We start from the raw sequence: 16,886 nt of genomic DNA on the forward strand, positions 1-16,886 counted from the left end.
TCAAGCACATAAAAAAAGAAGAAAGGATTTCTCCCTTCTTCTCCGCTTTCGCTTCATCTATTCGCCTATTTCATTTAACCGCTGAAGATCCGCTTCCAGCATCTCTTCCGTGACGGCGCCCTGGCTAAAAGCGGCGAGCACGCGCAGCGGCATATTCCTGACAAACTCCAGCATCATATCCGAACCGTCCTCTTCCAGCGCACTCATCACTTTGTTCTCGCTGTACTTCCGAAGCATCTCGCGAAAGATCGGCGATAGCTGCGGATCGTCCAGCAAATCGCCTACGAGCGAGTTTCGGGTAGCGGTTTTCTTTAGTCTGACGCTCGATTGTACGCGAATCGTCCCTTGAAGCACAAGCTCAGCCGACGATTTCCCGATCAAGATTTCAAAATCGCCGCTCTCCACATGCCAGTCCTGCATCTCGGGGTTATAGTAAGCAAATGCGCGCTTGTCCAATACAAACTCGACGGTCTTTTCCTCCCCGGGCGCCAGCTCGACCTTTTCGAAGCCTTTAAGCTCTTTTTCCGGCCGGATCACGCTTGCTTCAACATCTCTCACATACAGCTGGACGATCTCTTTTCCGGGGAGTTCGCCCGTATTTCGGACGCGAACGCCGATGCGGACCGTCTCGGTATCCCGGATTTCCCGCTTGTCGACGATTAGGCCGGTGTATTCGAATGTCGTATAGCTCAAGCCATGCCCGAACGGAAACAAAGGCTCGATCTGCTTCGCATCATAATAGCGGTAACCGACAAACAAGCCTTCCTTGTACTCCACCTTGTCCCCTTCGCCCGGGAAATTCAAATGGGAAGGATTATGGCTTAGTTGTTTCGGGAACGTTTCGGCCAGCTTGCCGCACGGATTCGCATCCCCGAACAGCAAATCGGCAATCGCGCCGCCAATCGCTTGACCGCCCAAATAGCCTTCCAGCACGCCCTTCACGCGATCGATCCAAGGCATCTCGACCGGAGCGCCGTTGCTTAAAACAACGACCACATTGCTTTGCACTTCCGCGACGGCCTCGATCAGCTTCCGGTGATTATCGGGAATCCGCAAATGCTGCCGGTCATACGCTTCGGATTCGTATCGTTCCGGCAGGCCTGCGAAAATAACCGCAGCCTCCGCTTGCGCCGCAGCCAGCTTCGCTTCCTGAAGCAAGCGATCGTCGATGTCGTCGCTTTCCAACAGGTAGCCTTCGGCGTATACGATGGCGGCTTCGCTTCCTGCCGCTCGGCGCATTTCTTCATAAATATCGTCCAATCGGGTCGGGTTGATGTGCGAGCTTCCGCCGCCTTGATACCTCGGATGTTTCGCCAACGCCCCGATCACGGCAATCGTCCCTTTCTTTTTCAGGGGCAGAATGCCGTCTTCATTTTTTAACAGCACCATGCTTTCGCGCGCGACAGTTCTGGCCAGTCCATGGTGAGCCTCCGCATCGAACGAAGCGTGTTCCTTTTTCCGGTCGACCGCTTGGAAAACGACGCGCAATATTCGTTCCACAGCCTTGTCCAGAGCTTCCTCGGACAGCTTGCCGCTCTTCACCGCGTCTACGATTTTCCGGTCGCCGAGGCCGTTGCTCGACGGCATTTCCAGCTCCAACCCGGCAGCCAATCCCTTCGCCCGGTCGTTCACGGCCCCCCAGTCGGATACGACAAATCCTTCATGTCCCCATTCTTCCTTCAAAATACGAGTCAGCAAGTCCTCATGCTCCGAGCAATACTCGCCATTTACCTTATTGTAGGCGCACATCACGGTCCAAGGCTGAGCTTGCTTGACCGCCCCTTCGAAGCTTGCCAAATAAATTTCCCGCAAGGTCCGTTCGTCCACAACCGCACCCACGGTCATTCTTCGATGCTCCTGGTTATTCACGGCAAAGTGCTTAAGCGAGGTTCCTACACCTTGACTTTGGACGCCCTTGATATGGTAGGCCGCCATTTCCGACGACAAATAAGGATCTTCCGAGAAATATTCAAAATTTCTGCCGCAAAGCGGCGAACGCTTGATGTTGGCCGCTGGCCCCAGTAGGATCGCAACGTCCTCAGCCTGACATTCTTCGCCCAATGCGATACCGACTTGCTCCATCAGCTTGCGGTCCCACGAGCAGGCCAAGCCTGCCGCCGAAGGAAAGCAAGTCGCCGGCACACTGTCGGCAAAGCCGAGGTGGTCCAGACCTCCCCGCTGCTTCCGGAGTCCGTGAGGCCCGTCCGTAAGCATGATCGACGGAATCCCCAGCCGTTCGACCGGCTTCGTTTGCCAGAAGTTCAAGCCGGAGCACAGCCCGGCTTTCTCCTCTACGGTCATTTGCGAGATAAGCTGCCGTATATCCCTCTGCATTAGCATCCTCCCCTTACGTCGAAACCGATGTTATATGATAATCGTGTTGAACGATTCCGGTTCAAGCTCAAAAGCTTGCGTGCGCGTTCCGTCACTTAGACGGAGAACCCGCGGCTCGGTGAACGGATTGGCCACGATTACCGCTTTTTGTCCGTTCGGCGCTGCAAAGGCAAGTGCGTTTCCGGCCCATGGACCTTTCAACCCGATCCGCGACGAACCCGGAGCAACGAAATGCGAGAAATGCTTCATCACAAAAAACTCGGGATTGTACACGGCCCGCTTGGCGGCAGGGTCTGCCGTGATCATCGAATTTTGTTCCCAGCCCCACGTGCTTCGCCCTTTCGGCTCCAGCACCATGTTCCAATAAATATAGCTGTTTACGCCGTTCGTGAAATAATGCTGATATAAATTAAAGACATATTTTGCGTAATCCCACGTATTCAGGCCGTCTCCGCATTCGTTTTCCGTCTGCATGTAGCGGAGCTCCGGATAGTTCTGCACGGTTCGTTGAATCGCATACTTGCCCGCCCATTGGTAACCGACGCCTTGAATATATTTGTAAGCTTCCGGATCACTTAACACGGTATTGGCATAAGCATCGTAATCCGAAGTCGATTTGTGCAGCATTTCCTGCCACGGCTCCGGCGCATTGATCGTTCCCAGCCAAATTTCCGTATCCAGCCCGTGCTCCTCGAAAGCCGGCCCTAAGTAGTCGCGGATGAACTCGCGAAGCTGCTCTCCCGTCCAAACGCACGACGGGAATTTTTGGTCGGCGACCACTTCATTTTGCACATGTATCTGGTGAATCGTAATGCCTTCCTGACGATACGCTTCCACAAACTTAACGAAATAAAGCGCATAGGCCTGCAAAATATCCTTTTCCCAACGCAGCGTTCCATAATTGTAGGCTTTCGGAAACTTCATCCAAGTTGGCGGACTCCACGGGGAGGCAAAAAATTTCAACTCCGGATTATACGTTAACGCTTCTTTGATATAGGGAATCAAATACTGACGATCCCGCTCGATAGAGAAATGCTCCATCGCCAAATCTCCGTCCGTCTCGTTCAGACTGTACCATTCGAGCGCATAATCGCTGGCGCCGATCGGCAGCCGGCAGATGCCAAGCTTCAGCTCTCCTTCGGGGTGAAATAAGGAGTGAAGCACACGCCCCCGTTCTTCGGACGTCAAGTGGCTCAACGCCGTAAAGCCCAATTCGTTAAAGCAGCCTCCAAAGCCCTCTACCGATTGAAAAGCTTCGCCGGTAATCGTGAGGTTGGCGTCGCCTCCGGCTTGGCCGGAGACCGGTTTTTCTGTCCAGCTAGCGTCTTTCGTGCTTGAAATCCAGCGAATATCGCGATTGCCCATAGTAAACCCTCCTATGTTTCTCCAAATTGTTTAACCCGTTACCCTTTTCTTATCCCGTTACCCTTTTACCGCGCCGTCCGTAATCCCTTGAATGATCCAGCGCTGGAAAATGGCAAAAAAGACGACGATCGGGATCGAAGATACAATCAAGGAAGCCAGAATCAAGCCCCATTCCCTGCTATACTTGCCGAAAAACATATTGATCGTCAAAACGAGCGTATAATTGCGGAAATCGGTAAGCAGCAGCACCGGAAGCAGGAAGTCGTTCCACAGCCAAAGCATGTTTAAGATCACAATCGTAAAGGTAATCGGCATCAGCAGCGGAAAAATGATCGTAAAGTACGTCCTGAACTCGCCGCAGCCGTCGATTTGAGCCGATTCGTCCAACTCGCGCGGAATGCCTTTCACAAATCCGTGGTACAAAAAGATAGCCAAATTGATGCCCAGTCCCGCACAAACAATACCCAGCCCCAGCGGCGAACCTTGCAGCCCCAGCCCTTTGGCCATTTTGGTCAAGGTGACCATGATCGTCTGGAAAGGAATCAGCATCGAAGCGACAAACAGCATAAATATAAAATTGCTTAGTCTGCCCCGCGTCCGGGAAAGCTTATATCCGGCCAAGGAGCTGAAAAAGACGATCCCCGCAATTCCCGTCACCGTGACCACGACGGTATTCCAGGCGCTTCTGAGCATGTTCGCTTTCTTGAACGCCTGAACGTAGTTGTCAAATTGCGGACTAGTGGGGAAGCTTAAGACGGAACGGTACATATCGCCCGGAGATTTCAAGGAATTGATGATCGCCATATAGATCGGGAACAGGAAGTAGACCGCCAGCAAGGACAGCACGACGAGCGATAAAACGGAATACATGCGCCTGGTCACGCTTCCACCTCCCGTTTCTTCATCACAGACACTTGAACGAGCGTAATGACCAGAATGATCAGGAAGAGGATGAGCGCCTTGGCGCTGGCATAGCCGTACCGGTAGTTGCGCTGATAAGCCTCCTCCAAAATATTCATCGTGATCACCTGCGTCGCCCGGGCCGGGCCTCCTCCGGTCAACGCGAAGATGAGGTCATACACCTTGAACGAGTTGTTCAAGGTCAGGAAAATGCAGATCGTCAGCGCATGAGTGATTAAAGGCAGCGTAATGTACCGAAGCATATGATACGGCTTGGCTCCGTCGATGATGGCCGCTTCCTTCAAATGCTGCGGTATGCCTTGGATGGCCGACATATAAATAATCATCAGGGTGCCGACGCCGCCCCATACGGAAACAAGCATGATGCTCCAGAACGAGATGTTCGGGTCGCCGAGCCAGGATTGACCGAGAAATTTTAAGGCGGCATATTCGGACAAGGCGGGCATCACTTTTGTAAACACGAACACCCACATAAATGTACTGATAATGACGCTGAGCATATTGGGCATGAAAAAGACCGTTCGGAAAAATCCCTTCGCTCTTTTTTGCGACTCGATCAGCAGAGCGAGCAGCAGCGCCAGGCCGTTTTGCAGCACGACCGCAAATACGACATACTTGGCGGTAAATAAGAGCGCCGTTCTGAAGTTGGCATCGTCGCGAATGGCTTCGACGAAATTTTGGAGCCCGACGAAGCTGTAGGACTTATTTAAGCCGTCCCAATTCGTGAAGCTGTAGTAAGAGCCTTGCAGCACGGGAATAACCAAGAAAATGACATATAGAATAAAAGCAGGCAGTACGAACAAAATCAGAGAAGTCATTGCTTTGGACGGGCGTTTCAGCATGATGTTCAATCCCTCCTTCGGGGAAGCCGCGCCCTGTTCTCAGCAGAACGGTTGGCTGCAGGAACAGGGCGCGACGCTCTCTTGCGGACACTTATTTTTTATTGGCGGCCGCGTTGGCGTCCTTCCAGGTTTTATCCAGATCCTTGATGACGTCTTCTTTGGACATCTTCTTGCTGAAGTAGGCCTGCAACGCCTTGCCTCCTTCGTCCTTAACCGCAGAAGGAATCGACGGGTCCTTGTAGGATTTCCCTTTGTTCACGTAGCTCGAAGCTTCCTCCACCCAAGGATAAGGCTTGAAGGTATGGGTTTTGGAGACGGGATTGAACTTCAGGCTTTGATAAAGCTCGTTCGACGCTTGATCGTCCAAAATATAGTTCAGCAAGTCCAGCGATACCTCTTTATGTTTGCTGTTCGAGGCCATCGCCAAGGAGGTGGATACGGATACATTAATCATCGTCGTATTCGGATCGTCATTGATCGGCAGCGGCGCGACGCCGAAATCGAACTTGTCGTTGACCTTCAGGATGCTGTCGGAATCCCAAGGCCCTTGCACCCACATCGCGGCCTTGCCGCTCGCGAACTCGGCGGCCCCGTCATCGTTGCCCATTTCAAAAGCGCGGTCCGTTCCGTTCGCGTTCACAAGGTCGATGATGTCGAACATCTCCTTGATCTCCGTGAAGCTGCCCTGCCCCTTGTTCATCTTGTCGATAAAGTCTTTGTGGCTCGTATTGACCAATCCGCCGATCGTAAGCGAAAGGAATAGCTGCGGAATCCAGCCTTCTTTGTAGCTGAGAAGAAAAGGCTTGACGTTATTGTCTTTCAGCTTCTGTGTAACCGCCTTCATTTCTGAGATCGTGGCAGGCGGCTTCAGTCCCAAATCGTTGAATATTTTTTTGTTGTAGAGATAGCCCCATTCCAGACTTTCCATCGGAATCGCTACCACTTTATTGTCAATCGAGACGATAGGCTTGATCCCGTCGATTAGCTTGCTTGCTAGCGGCTGGCTGGATAAATCGGACAAATAGCCGGCTTTGTAATAATCCGGAATCTCATTCACCGCATGGATGGAAAAGATGTCCGGCACATCCCCGGTAGCGAGCCGGGTTTTCAAAATTTGCGTGGCATTCTCCGCCCCCGGATACTCGGAATTAATCGAGACTTCGATATTTGTCTCTTTCTTTTCCTTCTCGACAAACTGTGCAAAGTACTTGTCGAATTGATCGCGGAAACGGTCCAGGCCCCCGAGGAAAATTTTCAGCTCGACCTTTTTCGGTGCCCCAGCGGCTTGGTTCTCCTGCGCGCCTGAACCGCCGGCGTTATCGCCGCTTCCTCCGCCCGATGAACAAGCGACCGTAGACCCCAGCATGAGAAGAGCTGCTGCTGTTGTAAGTGCTTTCTTCATTGCTTGTATCCTCCCTTTTCTGATTGGCGCTTACGTGCTTAGTATAATCGGGAGTGCGCCCCGGGCGCATTGGACCGGATTTGCGTCATGGACTGGACGATATTGATATTAGGCTTGAGAGTCCTGCCTGACTTGATTGGGGGTAATCCCGGTTACTTTTTTGAACAGGCGGTGAAAATAAGTGATATCCGAATAGCCTACAGCTTCCGCTGCGCTTTTAATGGAATTGGCCGGATTTTGCAGCAGTTGCTTTGCTTTGTCCATCCGTTTGGAAATAATGTAATCCACAACCGTCGAGCCGGTTTCCTGCTTAAACGTCCGGGACAGATGCTCCTTGCTGACGAAAAATCGGCCGGCGACCGATTCCAAGGTAATCGATTCCGCAAAGGAAAGGTCGATATACTGTCTAACCTCGTCAATGTCGATCCTGCTCTTGCTTCTTCTCCGGTGAATCCATTCCTCCAGCACGGCAGCGTACGCGGCAGACAACACCTCGATCCACTGCGGCAGAGGCGTATCGTCCGAAACGTAAAAGTTATTGGCGCATGCCGGAATCGCAAACGTCGCATCCGTTCCTGCCATGGACGCCTGTTCCTCCAGCAATAGGAGGAATTGCTTGTACAACGTATTGTTAAAGCCGGGCTGGAACGGTTCCCGGGCTCTCAATACTTGCTCCAATTCCTTGAACCGGCCCTGAACGGCCTCCACCTGCATGCCCTGAAAATGGCCGGAAATGATCCGTTTATACTCCGTGATGATCTTCAGCATGGGTTTATCCAGCGGCTGCACGGTATGAAGCCCCCGGGCGATCCGCCATTCCCGGACGGCCTTCTCCAGCGCCATGTTCAACTCTTCCGGGTGGATCGGCTTCAAAATGTATTCATCGACTTTGGATCGTATTGCCTGTTTAGTATAAGAAAAATCGTCGTAGCCGCTGATCACAATTTTGCGGATAAATGGGTAGTCCTCCGTCAGCTTCTGCAAAAGCTGGACCCCGTTCATCCCGCGCATCTTCATGTCCGTAATGACAATTTCCGGGCTGATTTCATCGATGATTTTCAACGCGCTCAAGCCGTCCTCCGCTTCCTCGACCCGATCGATGCCGAAACGCGCCCAGTCGGCCAGCTGCCGAATGCTGCTCCGCGTCCAAAATTCGTCGTCAATGACGATAGCCTTCATACGGCTTCCTCCTCTCCATGCTGCGGAACAGCAGGAATGACGACTTTGACCGTCGTCCCCGCTCCTGCCCTGCTGTCGATAAACAATCCGTACTCTTCCCCGAAAATAAGCTTGATCCGGGAATGCACATTGCCGAGGCCCAAGCTCTCGCCCAGCTCCCGCTCTTCCGATTCGTCGTTCAACCGGCTGCGCAGCTCTTCCAGCCGCGTTTCCTCCATGCCGACGCCGTTATCTTCAATGCTGATCTCGATTTCATCCAACACCTTCTGGGCCGTAATCGTGATGGACCATTCCGCCATTTTCCCCTCAAGCCCGTGAACAAAACAGTTCTCGACGATGGGCTGCAGGGAGAACTTCGGAATCTGACAGGACCGGCATTCGTCATCGACATTCAGATGAATGCGGATCATGTCCTGAAAGCGCAATTTTTGAATCTGCAAATAATTGCTCACGTGCTCCAGCTCATCCGCGACCGTGACCAAGTCCGACTTCATTCGGATCGTGTAGCGGAACAAATCGCTAATCGCGCGGACATGCTCATAAATTTCGGGAACGTTCCGCGAGATGGCGATACCGCCTATAGCTTGCAGCGCATTTTGCAGAAAATGCGGATTGATCTGCGCCTGCATCGCTTTCAGCTGCGCCGTCCGCTTCTCGATCTTGCTTTTGTATTCGATCTGGATCAGCTCTTTGATCCGCTGGAGCATAGAATTGAACCGCCGCTCCAGCGTGCCGATTTCATCGCTGCGTATGTCGCTGACGCTGACGTCGAAGTTTTGGAATTCCACCGCTTTCATCGATTTCGTCAGCCGGATGATCGGTTTCGTCGTGTAATAGGCGGTCAAGATCGCGGCCATGATCGCCAGCACAATAAATATGACGGCGGTGAAGAAACTGAAGCTCAGCGTCGACGAAGCGCCTTTCGTCAAATAATTCATCGGAATGAACTTAACAATCCGGAGCTGACCCGATACGGCGGGCTGGTAAAAGATTAACCCCTGCTTCAGCTCCATATGTCCGGGCCCGTCCGAATTTGCGGCAGCCTCCTTCAATACTTCACCGGGCAGAGCCTCCTGCTGCGAATTCGCATAAGGGTTATACATAACATTTCCTTGATTGTCCAAAATCATCACTTGGCTGTTCGGTTCGGAATGGATCATGTCCAGCACGCTGTTCATCATATTCCAACGGACATCCAGCGATATCCCGCCAAGAACCTCCCGATTCTCAAACCGGTTCATCGTGCGTACCAGGGTAAAATTATTGTGTGCCGCATCCATTACCCTGTTAACGCTTTCAAACGATTGATCCAAATCCCCCCAGCTTCCGAAGGGAGCCTGAAGCTGCCCAGTTGAACTCACCGCATCTTTATCGACGACGAATAACCGGTGCTTGGACTTCAAATAAAGCGAAATCCGCACAATATTTTTATTATTGGCGATATATAAGGATCTCAACTTCTCTTGAATATAGGAGTCCGCCGCATCCGCGCTATTCGCGCCGTTGTCCAATCCCCCGCTCCCGTTTGGAAACAGGTTATGGTCAAGCAGAAGGGAATAGCTCACCGCTTGCAGCTGATCGAATTTTTCATCCAAATATTTGGCGGCCCAATCCATTCTGGATTCGTTGGAGCGGATCACTTCCAGGCTCAAAGATTGCTTGGTCGTATTCGCCGCAAACAGGGTGACCAGGATTAACGGCATAATCGCAATCGTCACCATCAAAAGCATTAGCTTGTACCTCAGGCTCTTCTGAAAGCGATGGAAAAGTCGCTTCATCATGGTGCCGGCCTCCCATAAAATCAATGTTCGCCTTTATTGTAGCAGATTCAGTACGCACCGGCAGCAAAGCGATAAAAATTGTTTATCGATCCATTTATCCCCAAACTGAAAAAGGGCAGGCCGAATGCCAATTCGTCCGCCCTTTTTTTGCAGTTGAATGATGCTTTGGTTATCGGTACGCCTGCAATCTCCGATTCAAGTCCCGGGTGCTTGCGTAAACCGATTGATAAATTCCGAATAAGTCCTGATACACCGCCGCACGCTTCGGGTCCGGTTCGAACTGCCGATCATAGCCGACGAACCGGTCTGCGCACTCCGCGATGCTGGCAAACCAGCCGCAGCCGACCGCGGCAAGCATGGCCGCTCCTAAAGCGGGACCCTGCTCATTAGCCAGCTTCACGACCGGAGCTTGAAAAATATCCGCCTGCATTTGCAGCCAAACCTCATTTTTGGCCCCGCCGCCGATGGAGACGATCGTCCGTACTTCGACTCCCGCTTCCCTCAACCTCTCGACCGACTCCCGAAGGGAGAACGTAATCCCCTCCATCACCGCCCGAACCAAGTGTTCGCGCCGATGCGAGCCGTCCAGCCCGATAAAGCTGCCTCTGATCACCGAATCCGCGTGAGGCGTACGCTCCCCGACGAGATACGGCGTAAATAATAGCCCTCCCGCACCAGCCGGCACCTCGGAAGCCTTCGCCAAAAAAGCATCGTAGCTTTCCCCGGCTGCGATCGTTTTCTTAATCCAATCCAGACTGTATCCCGCCGCAAGCGTGACGCCCATCGCATAATAACCGCCCGGCTGCGAGTGGTTAAAGAAGTGGATGTTCCCCGCGAAATCCTTCTCCTGATCCTCGTAGGACAAGATCACCCCCGAGGTTCCAATACTGCACAAAGCGTCGCCTTTCCTTAAAATACCGGCCCCGACCGCGCCGCACGCATTATCGGCTCCTCCCGCATACACCTTCGTATCCGGCGAGAGCCCCGTCCGGTCCGCGATTTCCGGCAGCAAGCAGCCGATGAACTCCAGCGATTCCGCAAGCTGCGGGCACAGGCTCAAGTCGATGCCGAAGGCGTTGCAAATTTCCCGGCTCCATTGCTTCCGGATCACATCGAGCAGCAGCGTGCCCGCCGCATCGGAAATATCCATATGCAGCTTGCCTGTCAGACGGTAGCGCAAATAATCTTTGGGAAGCAGGAACACCACCGCTTTGCGGAATACCTCCGGTTCATGCTCCTGCACCCACATGATTTTTGGAAGCGTAAAGCCTTCCAAGGCGGCATTTTTCGTAATCTGATACAGCCTGGGCCCAAGCTTGCTTTCGATTGTTCTGCACTGCGCCGTTGTTCTCGTGTCGTTCCATAGAATCGCCGGGCGAAGCACCTGCCCCTGCTCATCCAGCAACACCAGGCCATGCATTTGTCCCGAGAAGCTGATCCCTTCGATATCCTTCGGCGCTACTCCCGACTCCTGCACCAACGCGTGCAAACATTCCACGGTTTGATTTACCCATGCCTCCGGCTCCTGCTCGCTGTAGCCGGGCTGCACGTGCTGCAGCGGATAGCTTCGCGACGCCTCGCAGCGCACCTTCCCTTCTTGATCGACAAGAAGCGCTTTTACGGAGCCGGTGCCTAAATCAATCCCAATAACATATTTCATGCCCTATCCTCCCCAAGGAGTGATCGTTCGCCCGCTTATACGGAAAAGATATACTCGTTCAGCTCGGCTTTGATCCGCTCAAGCCTGCCGGATTTGGTACCAATCGTTTGGTTGCCGAGCGCATATTGCTCCAACTGGCGGAAATCCGCTTTGCCCGATACGATGTCGAGGCCGATGCCGCTCTTGAAGCTGCTGTAGCGTTCATCCGTAATTTTCTCGAAATAGCGGTCCTCAATCAATTTTGCCGCAACCTTCAACCCTTTGGCAAACGTATCCATTCCCGCGATATGCGCATGGAACAAATCTTCCGGCTCGAACGACGATCTTCTGACCTTCGCGTCGAAGTTCACGCCGCCCGATCCGAGGCCCCCGTTGCTCAAAATTTCATACATCGCGAGAGTAACCGCATACAGATCGGTCGGAAATTCATCCGTATCCCAGCCAACCAGCAGATCGCCCTGATTCGCGTCGATAGAACCGAGCATGCCATGCGAGCGGGCTACACGCAGCTCATGCTCGAAGGTGTGTCCGGCGAGCGTCGCGTGGTTCGCTTCAAGATTCAGCTTGAAATGATCCTGGAGCCCGTATTTTTGCAGGAAAGCAATGGTGGTCGCGGCATCAAAATCATACTGATGCTTCGTCGGCTCCTTCGGCTTCGGCTCGATTAAAAATTGCCCCGTAAAGCCGATTTCTTTCGCATAAGCGACCGCCATATGATAAAATCTCGCCAAATTGTCCAACTCAAGCCCCATATCCGTATTGAGCAGCGATTCGTATCCTTCGCGTCCGCCCCAGAACACGTAATTTTCCGCGCCCAGCTCTACCGCCGTTTCCAGCCCTTTCTTCACCTGTGCCGCCGCATACGCGTACACGTCCGCATTGGAGGTTGTTGCCGCGCCATGAACGAATCGCGGGTTCGTAAACATATTGGCCGTGTTCCACAGCAGCTTCACGCCGCTCGCTTTCATGTGCTCTTGAATGGAGGCCACGATCACATCCAGATTGTGATTCGTTTCTTTCAGCGAATCGCCTTCGGGCGCAATATCCCGGTCATGGAAGCAAAAATAAGGAGCGCCGATTTTCTCAAAAAATTCAAAAGCCGCCTCGACGCGTACCTTCGCCAAGTCCAACCCGGTGTAGTTCGTCCAAGGACGGATGGCCGTATCGGCGCCGAACGGATCGCTGCCACCGCCTGTCAAGGTATGCCAGTAAGCCACGGCAAAGCGAAGGTGCTCCTCTTGCGTTTTGCCAAGCACGATTTCCGATTGGTTGTAATGCTTGAACGCCAACGGATTTTTGGAAGCTTTCCCCTCGTACTGAATCTTGCCCACCGTATTGAAATAACTCATGTCGGTTCCTCCCTGTGTTGAAAAATGGCTTTATCTCATGTTAGCACCGGATACTTTGTTTGTCCAGTAGACAAAGTAAGTACACCTTTTATTTTTTGCAATCCGTGTTATGATAAAGAAAAAGAACCGACAATAGCAGGCTTTGGAGGATGGCATGAAAATCACCGGCGATTTGCAATTGATGAAAAAAATAAACAAATACCTTGTTCTGGATACGATCCGTCATCATTATCCGATTTCCAGAGCGGACATTTCCGTGAAAACCGGTTTAAATAAAACGACGGTATCTTCCCTTGTCACCGAATTGATTGAAAGCCACTTTGTGACCGAAATCGGGCTCGGCGAATCCAGCGGCGGAAGAAAACCGATGATGCTGCTGTTTAACCAGCGGGCCGGTTACGCGATCGGCGTCGATCTCGGCGTGAATTATATTTTGGCGATGGTCACCGATTTAGGCGGAACCGTCGTCAAGGAGAAAAAAATCGAAATGACCGATTTGAGCGTGGAGTCGGTGATGGAGAAGCTCAAGAAATGCATTCATTCGCTCATCAAAAAAACGCCTCCGTCTCCATACGGCATCATTGGAATCGGCGTCGGCGTACCGGGTCTTGTCGACGATCAAGGAAATGTGTTGTCCGCCCCCAATCTGGGATGGACGGACGCCCCCCTCCAAGAGATGCTGCAGCGGGAATTCAACCTCCCGATCGCCATTGATAACGAAGCGAACGTCGGCGCTTTGGGCGAGAAGGAATTCGGCGCCGGACGTTCCGTCTCGAATATGATTTACCTCAGCGTCGGGATTGGGATCGGCGCAGGAATTATTTTGAATGATGCTTTGTATCGGGGAGTTTCCGGCTTCTCCGGCGAAGTGGGGCACATGACTCTGGCGCAGGACGGGCCCCTTTGCGGGTGCGGCAGCCGAGGGTGCTGGGAAACGTTTGCCTCGGAGAAGGCGCTCATTCAACAAGCTAAATCCCTTCAGCTCGTTGACGAGAAAATCCAGGTCGCCGAGGCGATCGACAAAATCAACTTGAGCACTTTGCTGCACCTGGCCAAGCGGGGAAACCGTCCGGTCATCGATCTTTTTGCAAGCACGGGACACTGGCTGGGGGTCGGGATCACGAATCTGGTGAATGTGTTTAATCCCGAGCTCATCGTGATCGGGAACCGCATGTCCCTGGCATCCGAATGGATGGCAGATTCCATCCGTGAAACGCTGAATTCGCAAAGCCTCTCGTTCCATCGTCAAAAAATGAACGTCGTCTACGCAAAGCTCGGCATGAATTCCTCGGCTGCCGGCGCCGCATCGATTGCGATCAACCGCTTCTTTTCCGCCATGAAAGCTTTGTCGGATTAAGAGTTAGAGAAAAAGGCCACTCCCCCGCCGATTGTCGACGTAGGAATGGCCCTCTTTTGCGTGAGCATCATTTCATTATTTCGTGCTTGTCCGTTTTTTTAGACTTTCTTATTTATGATGGGATGAGTATCCCCATAGGTGTGACCGCAGAGGACACAAATAATTTTCTGTGATAATTAACTTTTCCGAGATTTCTCGGTAAACTCGGTGTCTTCAAATAACTGTAAATGAGTAATTTTCGAATTCAAAAAAGGAGGATGAAAATTCGTCCCCCATACAATTTCAAAAGTATTTACATGTTAAAAATTTCCACTATCGTATTTATCACTATAGTTGATTCCTGAGCAACTTACTAACCCATGCTTCTGAAAATCCTAAGATTTTGGCTAGTTCCTTTTGTGATGCGCTAGGATTTTCCTTAATTGCTTGATGCAAACGGTCCAATGTTTCTTTCCTTCTTGAAGTGATTTTTTCCTTATTTGTCTCATTAGCTCGTTCACGTTCTATTCCTTTGATGAAGACCTGAAGCTCCGGAAGGCTTTGAATACATGGCGAACAAACATAAAACTTTTTGAAGTAAATGATTTGTTGCTTGCTTGAACAAAACAAACACTCTTTTTCTGGATATTTATAAACCATAATCGCCTTTCTCTCATCATCACAGAAATACTCTGTCCTGACATTGGGTTCAAGATTCAAAACACGCCTAATCTCCGTGGGGATTACAATTCTTCCGAAGTCGTCTACAAACCTGACAATTCCCGTTCTTCTGTTATCTTGCATCAATCACACCTCAAACCATAACGATTTCTAGTTTACACATCGCATTCTCCTAATTTGAGCAATTAAAACATAGGTATCTAATTGTTGGCTTAATTGGACCATATATTCACTCGTTAAACTCTCACCTTGTTGTACGGCCTCTTCCATTTGGTTCTGTATGTTTTTCATGGCACTGAGTAATTCTTCATCGCTGAAATGGCTGATATCGTATTGGGTGTAATCCTCCTTTCCATTTGCTAACATGGTCATATGGCTCTCTCCTTTTTCAACTATTGTAGTTTTGTCTTTTTATAAATTAACTGTAACATGCATCTCGCAAAAAACCTTATTATTCCATTTTGTGCAACGAATGTTTTGGAAAATAAACAAAAAAAAGAACAGGTTTTTAATCACCTGTTCATTGATAAGCATTCATATTTCATTTTCGAATGACAAAATAATTAATGCCCGGTATCAATATCATTGTATAAAATTTTTTGGCCCGGATTTGCATCTGGCGAAACAACAAACATAGTTCCAATCACAGCCAAAGATAAAGCCATCAGCAAGATGAATTTCTTCACTGACTTCGCCTCCGATCAAATGGTTTATTTACCTTATTATTCATATGCCTCCTTCAACTTCATTATATGCTTTAGTTCCAAGGATTTCGACAGTTTTATGTGATATGTTAACAATTCCTGCATGCAGTCGTCTTTCTCTTTCATAGCGCTGACACTCCCGAACGCCTTTAAACCTTTAACATAGTTTTCTATTCCTTCGTCAAGCAAACCTTTACTAAGCTTATAGAAGCCTTTAAATCTATGGAACCTTCCAACAGTAATGTATTTATGTGGTGTTTGTGGATGCTCAGGTAATAATTCTTCCCCCTTCTCCAATATTTCAGCAATTGATTCAAGATCCCCTAATTGAAAATAGATCTCCAGAAGTTCGTCAGCAATATGTAAGCTATATTCCTTCCCTAGTTCCCCTAAATATTTCTGAAGCATGGGTATTGCTACATCATATTCTTTTTTTCTCGCTTTTGTTAAGGCCCGAGTAGCCTTGGCAGGTACGACAACAAAATCATTATTGATTTTTTCAAATATGTCCAAATGTTTCTCGACTGCGTCATAATTTTTTTGATGAGAAAATGAATTTATCATAGCCAGATATGCTCTCGTTTTCAGATCTGTATCTTCTGTCTCTAAAGGGAGACCCAATTCACAAAGTTGAATGCATTCATTGTATTTGTTTATGTTTTTTGCATGCAAAGCCATTCTAAAGTAAAACGTAATTTTCTCCTCACGTGATAAAAACTTAGTGTAGTATAAAACTTCTTGCCCCATCCGAAACGATTCTTCCAGTTGCTTCAAATCGTTCCTTTCAATCAAATACTTTTGTAGTAGCCCTTTGGCTACATAATACGGCACTCCGCGTTCTCTGGAAAACTTAATAATCAACGTATAGAGTGTAACTTTCAGTGAATCATCAGTTACTGTTTGGGTAAAATTGAATAAGCGGTGAAGCGATTCCTCCGTTTCTACATTATGCGATTCCAGTATGCGTATTGCCGCTTTCGGAACAAGCGAAAAGCACTCTTTACAGGTTGTTACCTCTTCGAGCACTTCAAACAAAGTGTTGACGCGGTTTTCTTCTTCAAGGTAACACTCCATAATCTCGAAATAGTGTGCAGGAAAAGCTGTGGCTATAGACTTTACCGTTTTAAATTCAAGCCGCTTCGTTTCTCCACGTTCTTTTCGATTTAGTGCGCTTCTACTTACCCCCGTTAATTCTTCAAGATTCGCGTATGTCAAGTTTCTCTCTTTTCTAAGTTGGAAGATGATATCTGAGATGGTTTTATGCTGATGCTTAATATCCACCATAATACATACCTTCCTTTTTGATTAAGTTTTTACATTGGTCAATTATAT

14 protein-coding genes are annotated in these 16,886 nt (G+C 50.1%); 1 reads left to right on the forward strand and 13 read right to left on the reverse strand.

Translation table 11 applies throughout. From position 1 onward, the window contains the following. Window positions 1–57: 57 nt before the first annotated feature. The 9 genes from NLX71_RS05285 to xylA form a co-directional block, all read right to left on the reverse strand. On the reverse strand, window positions 58–2,334 hold the full coding sequence (locus tag NLX71_RS05285) for a beta-glucosidase family protein (protein WP_254362447.1): 2,277 nt from the start codon (window positions 2,332–2,334) through the stop codon (window positions 58–60). 30 nt (window positions 2,335–2,364) lie between these two features. Further along, entirely contained in the window at window positions 2,365–3,699 is a 1,335-nt protein-coding gene (locus NLX71_RS05290) for a glycoside hydrolase family 30 protein (RefSeq protein WP_254362448.1), read from the reverse strand. A gap of 57 nt (window positions 3,700–3,756) precedes the next feature. Further along, the gene (locus NLX71_RS05295) at window positions 3,757–4,569 is read right to left on the reverse strand and encodes a carbohydrate ABC transporter permease (RefSeq protein ID WP_254362496.1); all 813 of its coding nucleotides are present in this window, start codon (window positions 4,567–4,569) and stop codon (window positions 3,757–3,759) included. A gap of 8 nt (window positions 4,570–4,577) precedes the next feature. Further along, window positions 4,578–5,462 (reverse strand): carbohydrate ABC transporter permease, encoded by an 885-nt coding sequence (locus NLX71_RS05300; RefSeq protein WP_254362449.1) that lies wholly within the window; start codon window positions 5,460–5,462, stop codon window positions 4,578–4,580. Between the two features lie 91 nt (window positions 5,463–5,553). Then, window positions 5,554–6,864 carry an ABC transporter substrate-binding protein gene (locus NLX71_RS05305; protein ID WP_254362450.1) on the reverse strand — a complete coding sequence of 437 codons (1,311 nt, stop codon included), beginning with the start codon at window positions 6,862–6,864 and terminating at the stop codon, window positions 5,554–5,556. A 108-nt stretch (window positions 6,865–6,972) separates the two neighbouring features. Next, the gene (locus NLX71_RS05310) at window positions 6,973–8,043 is read right to left on the reverse strand and encodes a response regulator transcription factor (RefSeq protein WP_254362451.1); all 1,071 of its coding nucleotides are present in this window, start codon (window positions 8,041–8,043) and stop codon (window positions 6,973–6,975) included. Beyond that, entirely contained in the window at window positions 8,040–9,824 is a 1,785-nt protein-coding gene (locus NLX71_RS05315; protein ID WP_254362452.1) for a sensor histidine kinase, read from the reverse strand. The genes NLX71_RS05310 and NLX71_RS05315 overlap by 4 nt, the downstream gene beginning before the upstream one ends. A 169-nt stretch (window positions 9,825–9,993) precedes the next feature. Continuing rightward, window positions 9,994–11,484, reverse strand: coding sequence for a xylulokinase (xylB, locus tag NLX71_RS05320; RefSeq protein ID WP_254362453.1), 1,491 nt, complete (start codon window positions 11,482–11,484; stop codon window positions 9,994–9,996). Between the two features lie 35 nt (window positions 11,485–11,519). Then, window positions 11,520–12,833: a xylose isomerase gene (gene xylA / locus NLX71_RS05325; protein WP_254362454.1), complete on the reverse strand. Its 1,314-nt coding sequence runs from the start codon at window positions 12,831–12,833 to the stop codon at window positions 11,520–11,522. 154 nt (window positions 12,834–12,987) lie between these two features. On the opposite strand from xylA, the gene NLX71_RS05330 reads away from it, so the two are divergent. Then, a complete protein-coding gene (locus tag NLX71_RS05330; RefSeq protein ID WP_254362455.1) occupies window positions 12,988–14,190 on the forward strand; it encodes an ROK family transcriptional regulator in 1,203 nt (400 codons plus the stop codon). 327 nt (window positions 14,191–14,517) lie between these two features. Here NLX71_RS05330 and NLX71_RS05335 read toward each other — a convergent pair whose 3' ends face one another. From NLX71_RS05335 to NLX71_RS05345, 4 genes are all read right to left on the reverse strand, one after another. Beyond that, complete coding sequence (locus tag NLX71_RS05335; protein WP_309248919.1) at window positions 14,518–14,889, reverse strand: LexA family transcriptional regulator; 372 nt, start codon at window positions 14,887–14,889, stop codon at window positions 14,518–14,520. Window positions 14,890–15,000: 111 nt separating this feature from the next. Then, window positions 15,001–15,222, reverse strand: a complete 222-nt coding sequence (locus tag NLX71_RS05340) for a Spo0E family sporulation regulatory protein-aspartic acid phosphatase (RefSeq protein ID WP_254362457.1) — start codon at window positions 15,220–15,222, stop codon at window positions 15,001–15,003. Window positions 15,223–15,413: 191 nt separating this feature from the next. Beyond that, on the reverse strand, window positions 15,414–15,536 hold the full coding sequence (locus NLX71_RS26515) for a hypothetical protein (RefSeq protein ID WP_302058086.1): 123 nt from the start codon (window positions 15,534–15,536) through the stop codon (window positions 15,414–15,416). Between the two features lie 36 nt (window positions 15,537–15,572). Beyond that, window positions 15,573–16,838, reverse strand: coding sequence for a helix-turn-helix domain-containing protein (locus NLX71_RS05345; RefSeq protein WP_254362458.1), 1,266 nt, complete (start codon window positions 16,836–16,838; stop codon window positions 15,573–15,575). Between the last annotated feature and the right edge of the window lie 48 nt (window positions 16,839–16,886).

Source organism: Paenibacillus sp. MZ04-78.2, from assembly GCF_024213375.1.
Taxonomy (GTDB): Bacteria; Bacillota; Bacilli; order Paenibacillales; family NBRC-103111; genus Paenibacillus_G.

Coding starts and splice junctions, on each gene's coding strand:
- NLX71_RS05285 (WP_254362447.1), bottom strand. CDS start 2,334: ATGCAGAGGGATATACGGCAGCTTATCTCGCAAATGACCGTAGAGGAG.
- NLX71_RS05290 (WP_254362448.1), bottom strand. CDS start 3,699: ATGGGCAATCGCGATATTCGCTGGATTTCAAGCACGAAAGACGCTAGC.
- NLX71_RS05295 (WP_254362496.1), bottom strand. CDS start 4,569: ATGTATTCCGTTTTATCGCTCGTCGTGCTGTCCTTGCTGGCGGTCTAC.
- NLX71_RS05300 (WP_254362449.1), bottom strand. CDS start 5,462: ATGCTGAAACGCCCGTCCAAAGCAATGACTTCTCTGATTTTGTTCGTA.
- NLX71_RS05305 (WP_254362450.1), bottom strand. CDS start 6,864: ATGAAGAAAGCACTTACAACAGCAGCAGCTCTTCTCATGCTGGGGTCT.
- NLX71_RS05310 (WP_254362451.1), bottom strand. CDS start 8,043: ATGAAGGCTATCGTCATTGACGACGAATTTTGGACGCGGAGCAGCATT.
- NLX71_RS05315 (WP_254362452.1), bottom strand. CDS start 9,824: ATGATGAAGCGACTTTTCCATCGCTTTCAGAAGAGCCTGAGGTACAAG.
- xylB (WP_254362453.1), bottom strand. CDS start 11,484: ATGAAATATGTTATTGGGATTGATTTAGGCACCGGCTCCGTAAAAGCG.
- xylA (WP_254362454.1), bottom strand. CDS start 12,833: ATGAGTTATTTCAATACGGTGGGCAAGATTCAGTACGAGGGGAAAGCT.
- NLX71_RS05330 (WP_254362455.1), top strand. CDS start 12,988: ATGAAAATCACCGGCGATTTGCAATTGATGAAAAAAATAAACAAATAC.
- NLX71_RS05340 (WP_254362457.1), bottom strand. CDS start 15,222: ATGACCATGTTAGCAAATGGAAAGGAGGATTACACCCAATACGATATC.
- NLX71_RS05345 (WP_254362458.1), bottom strand. CDS start 16,838: ATGGTGGATATTAAGCATCAGCATAAAACCATCTCAGATATCATCTTC.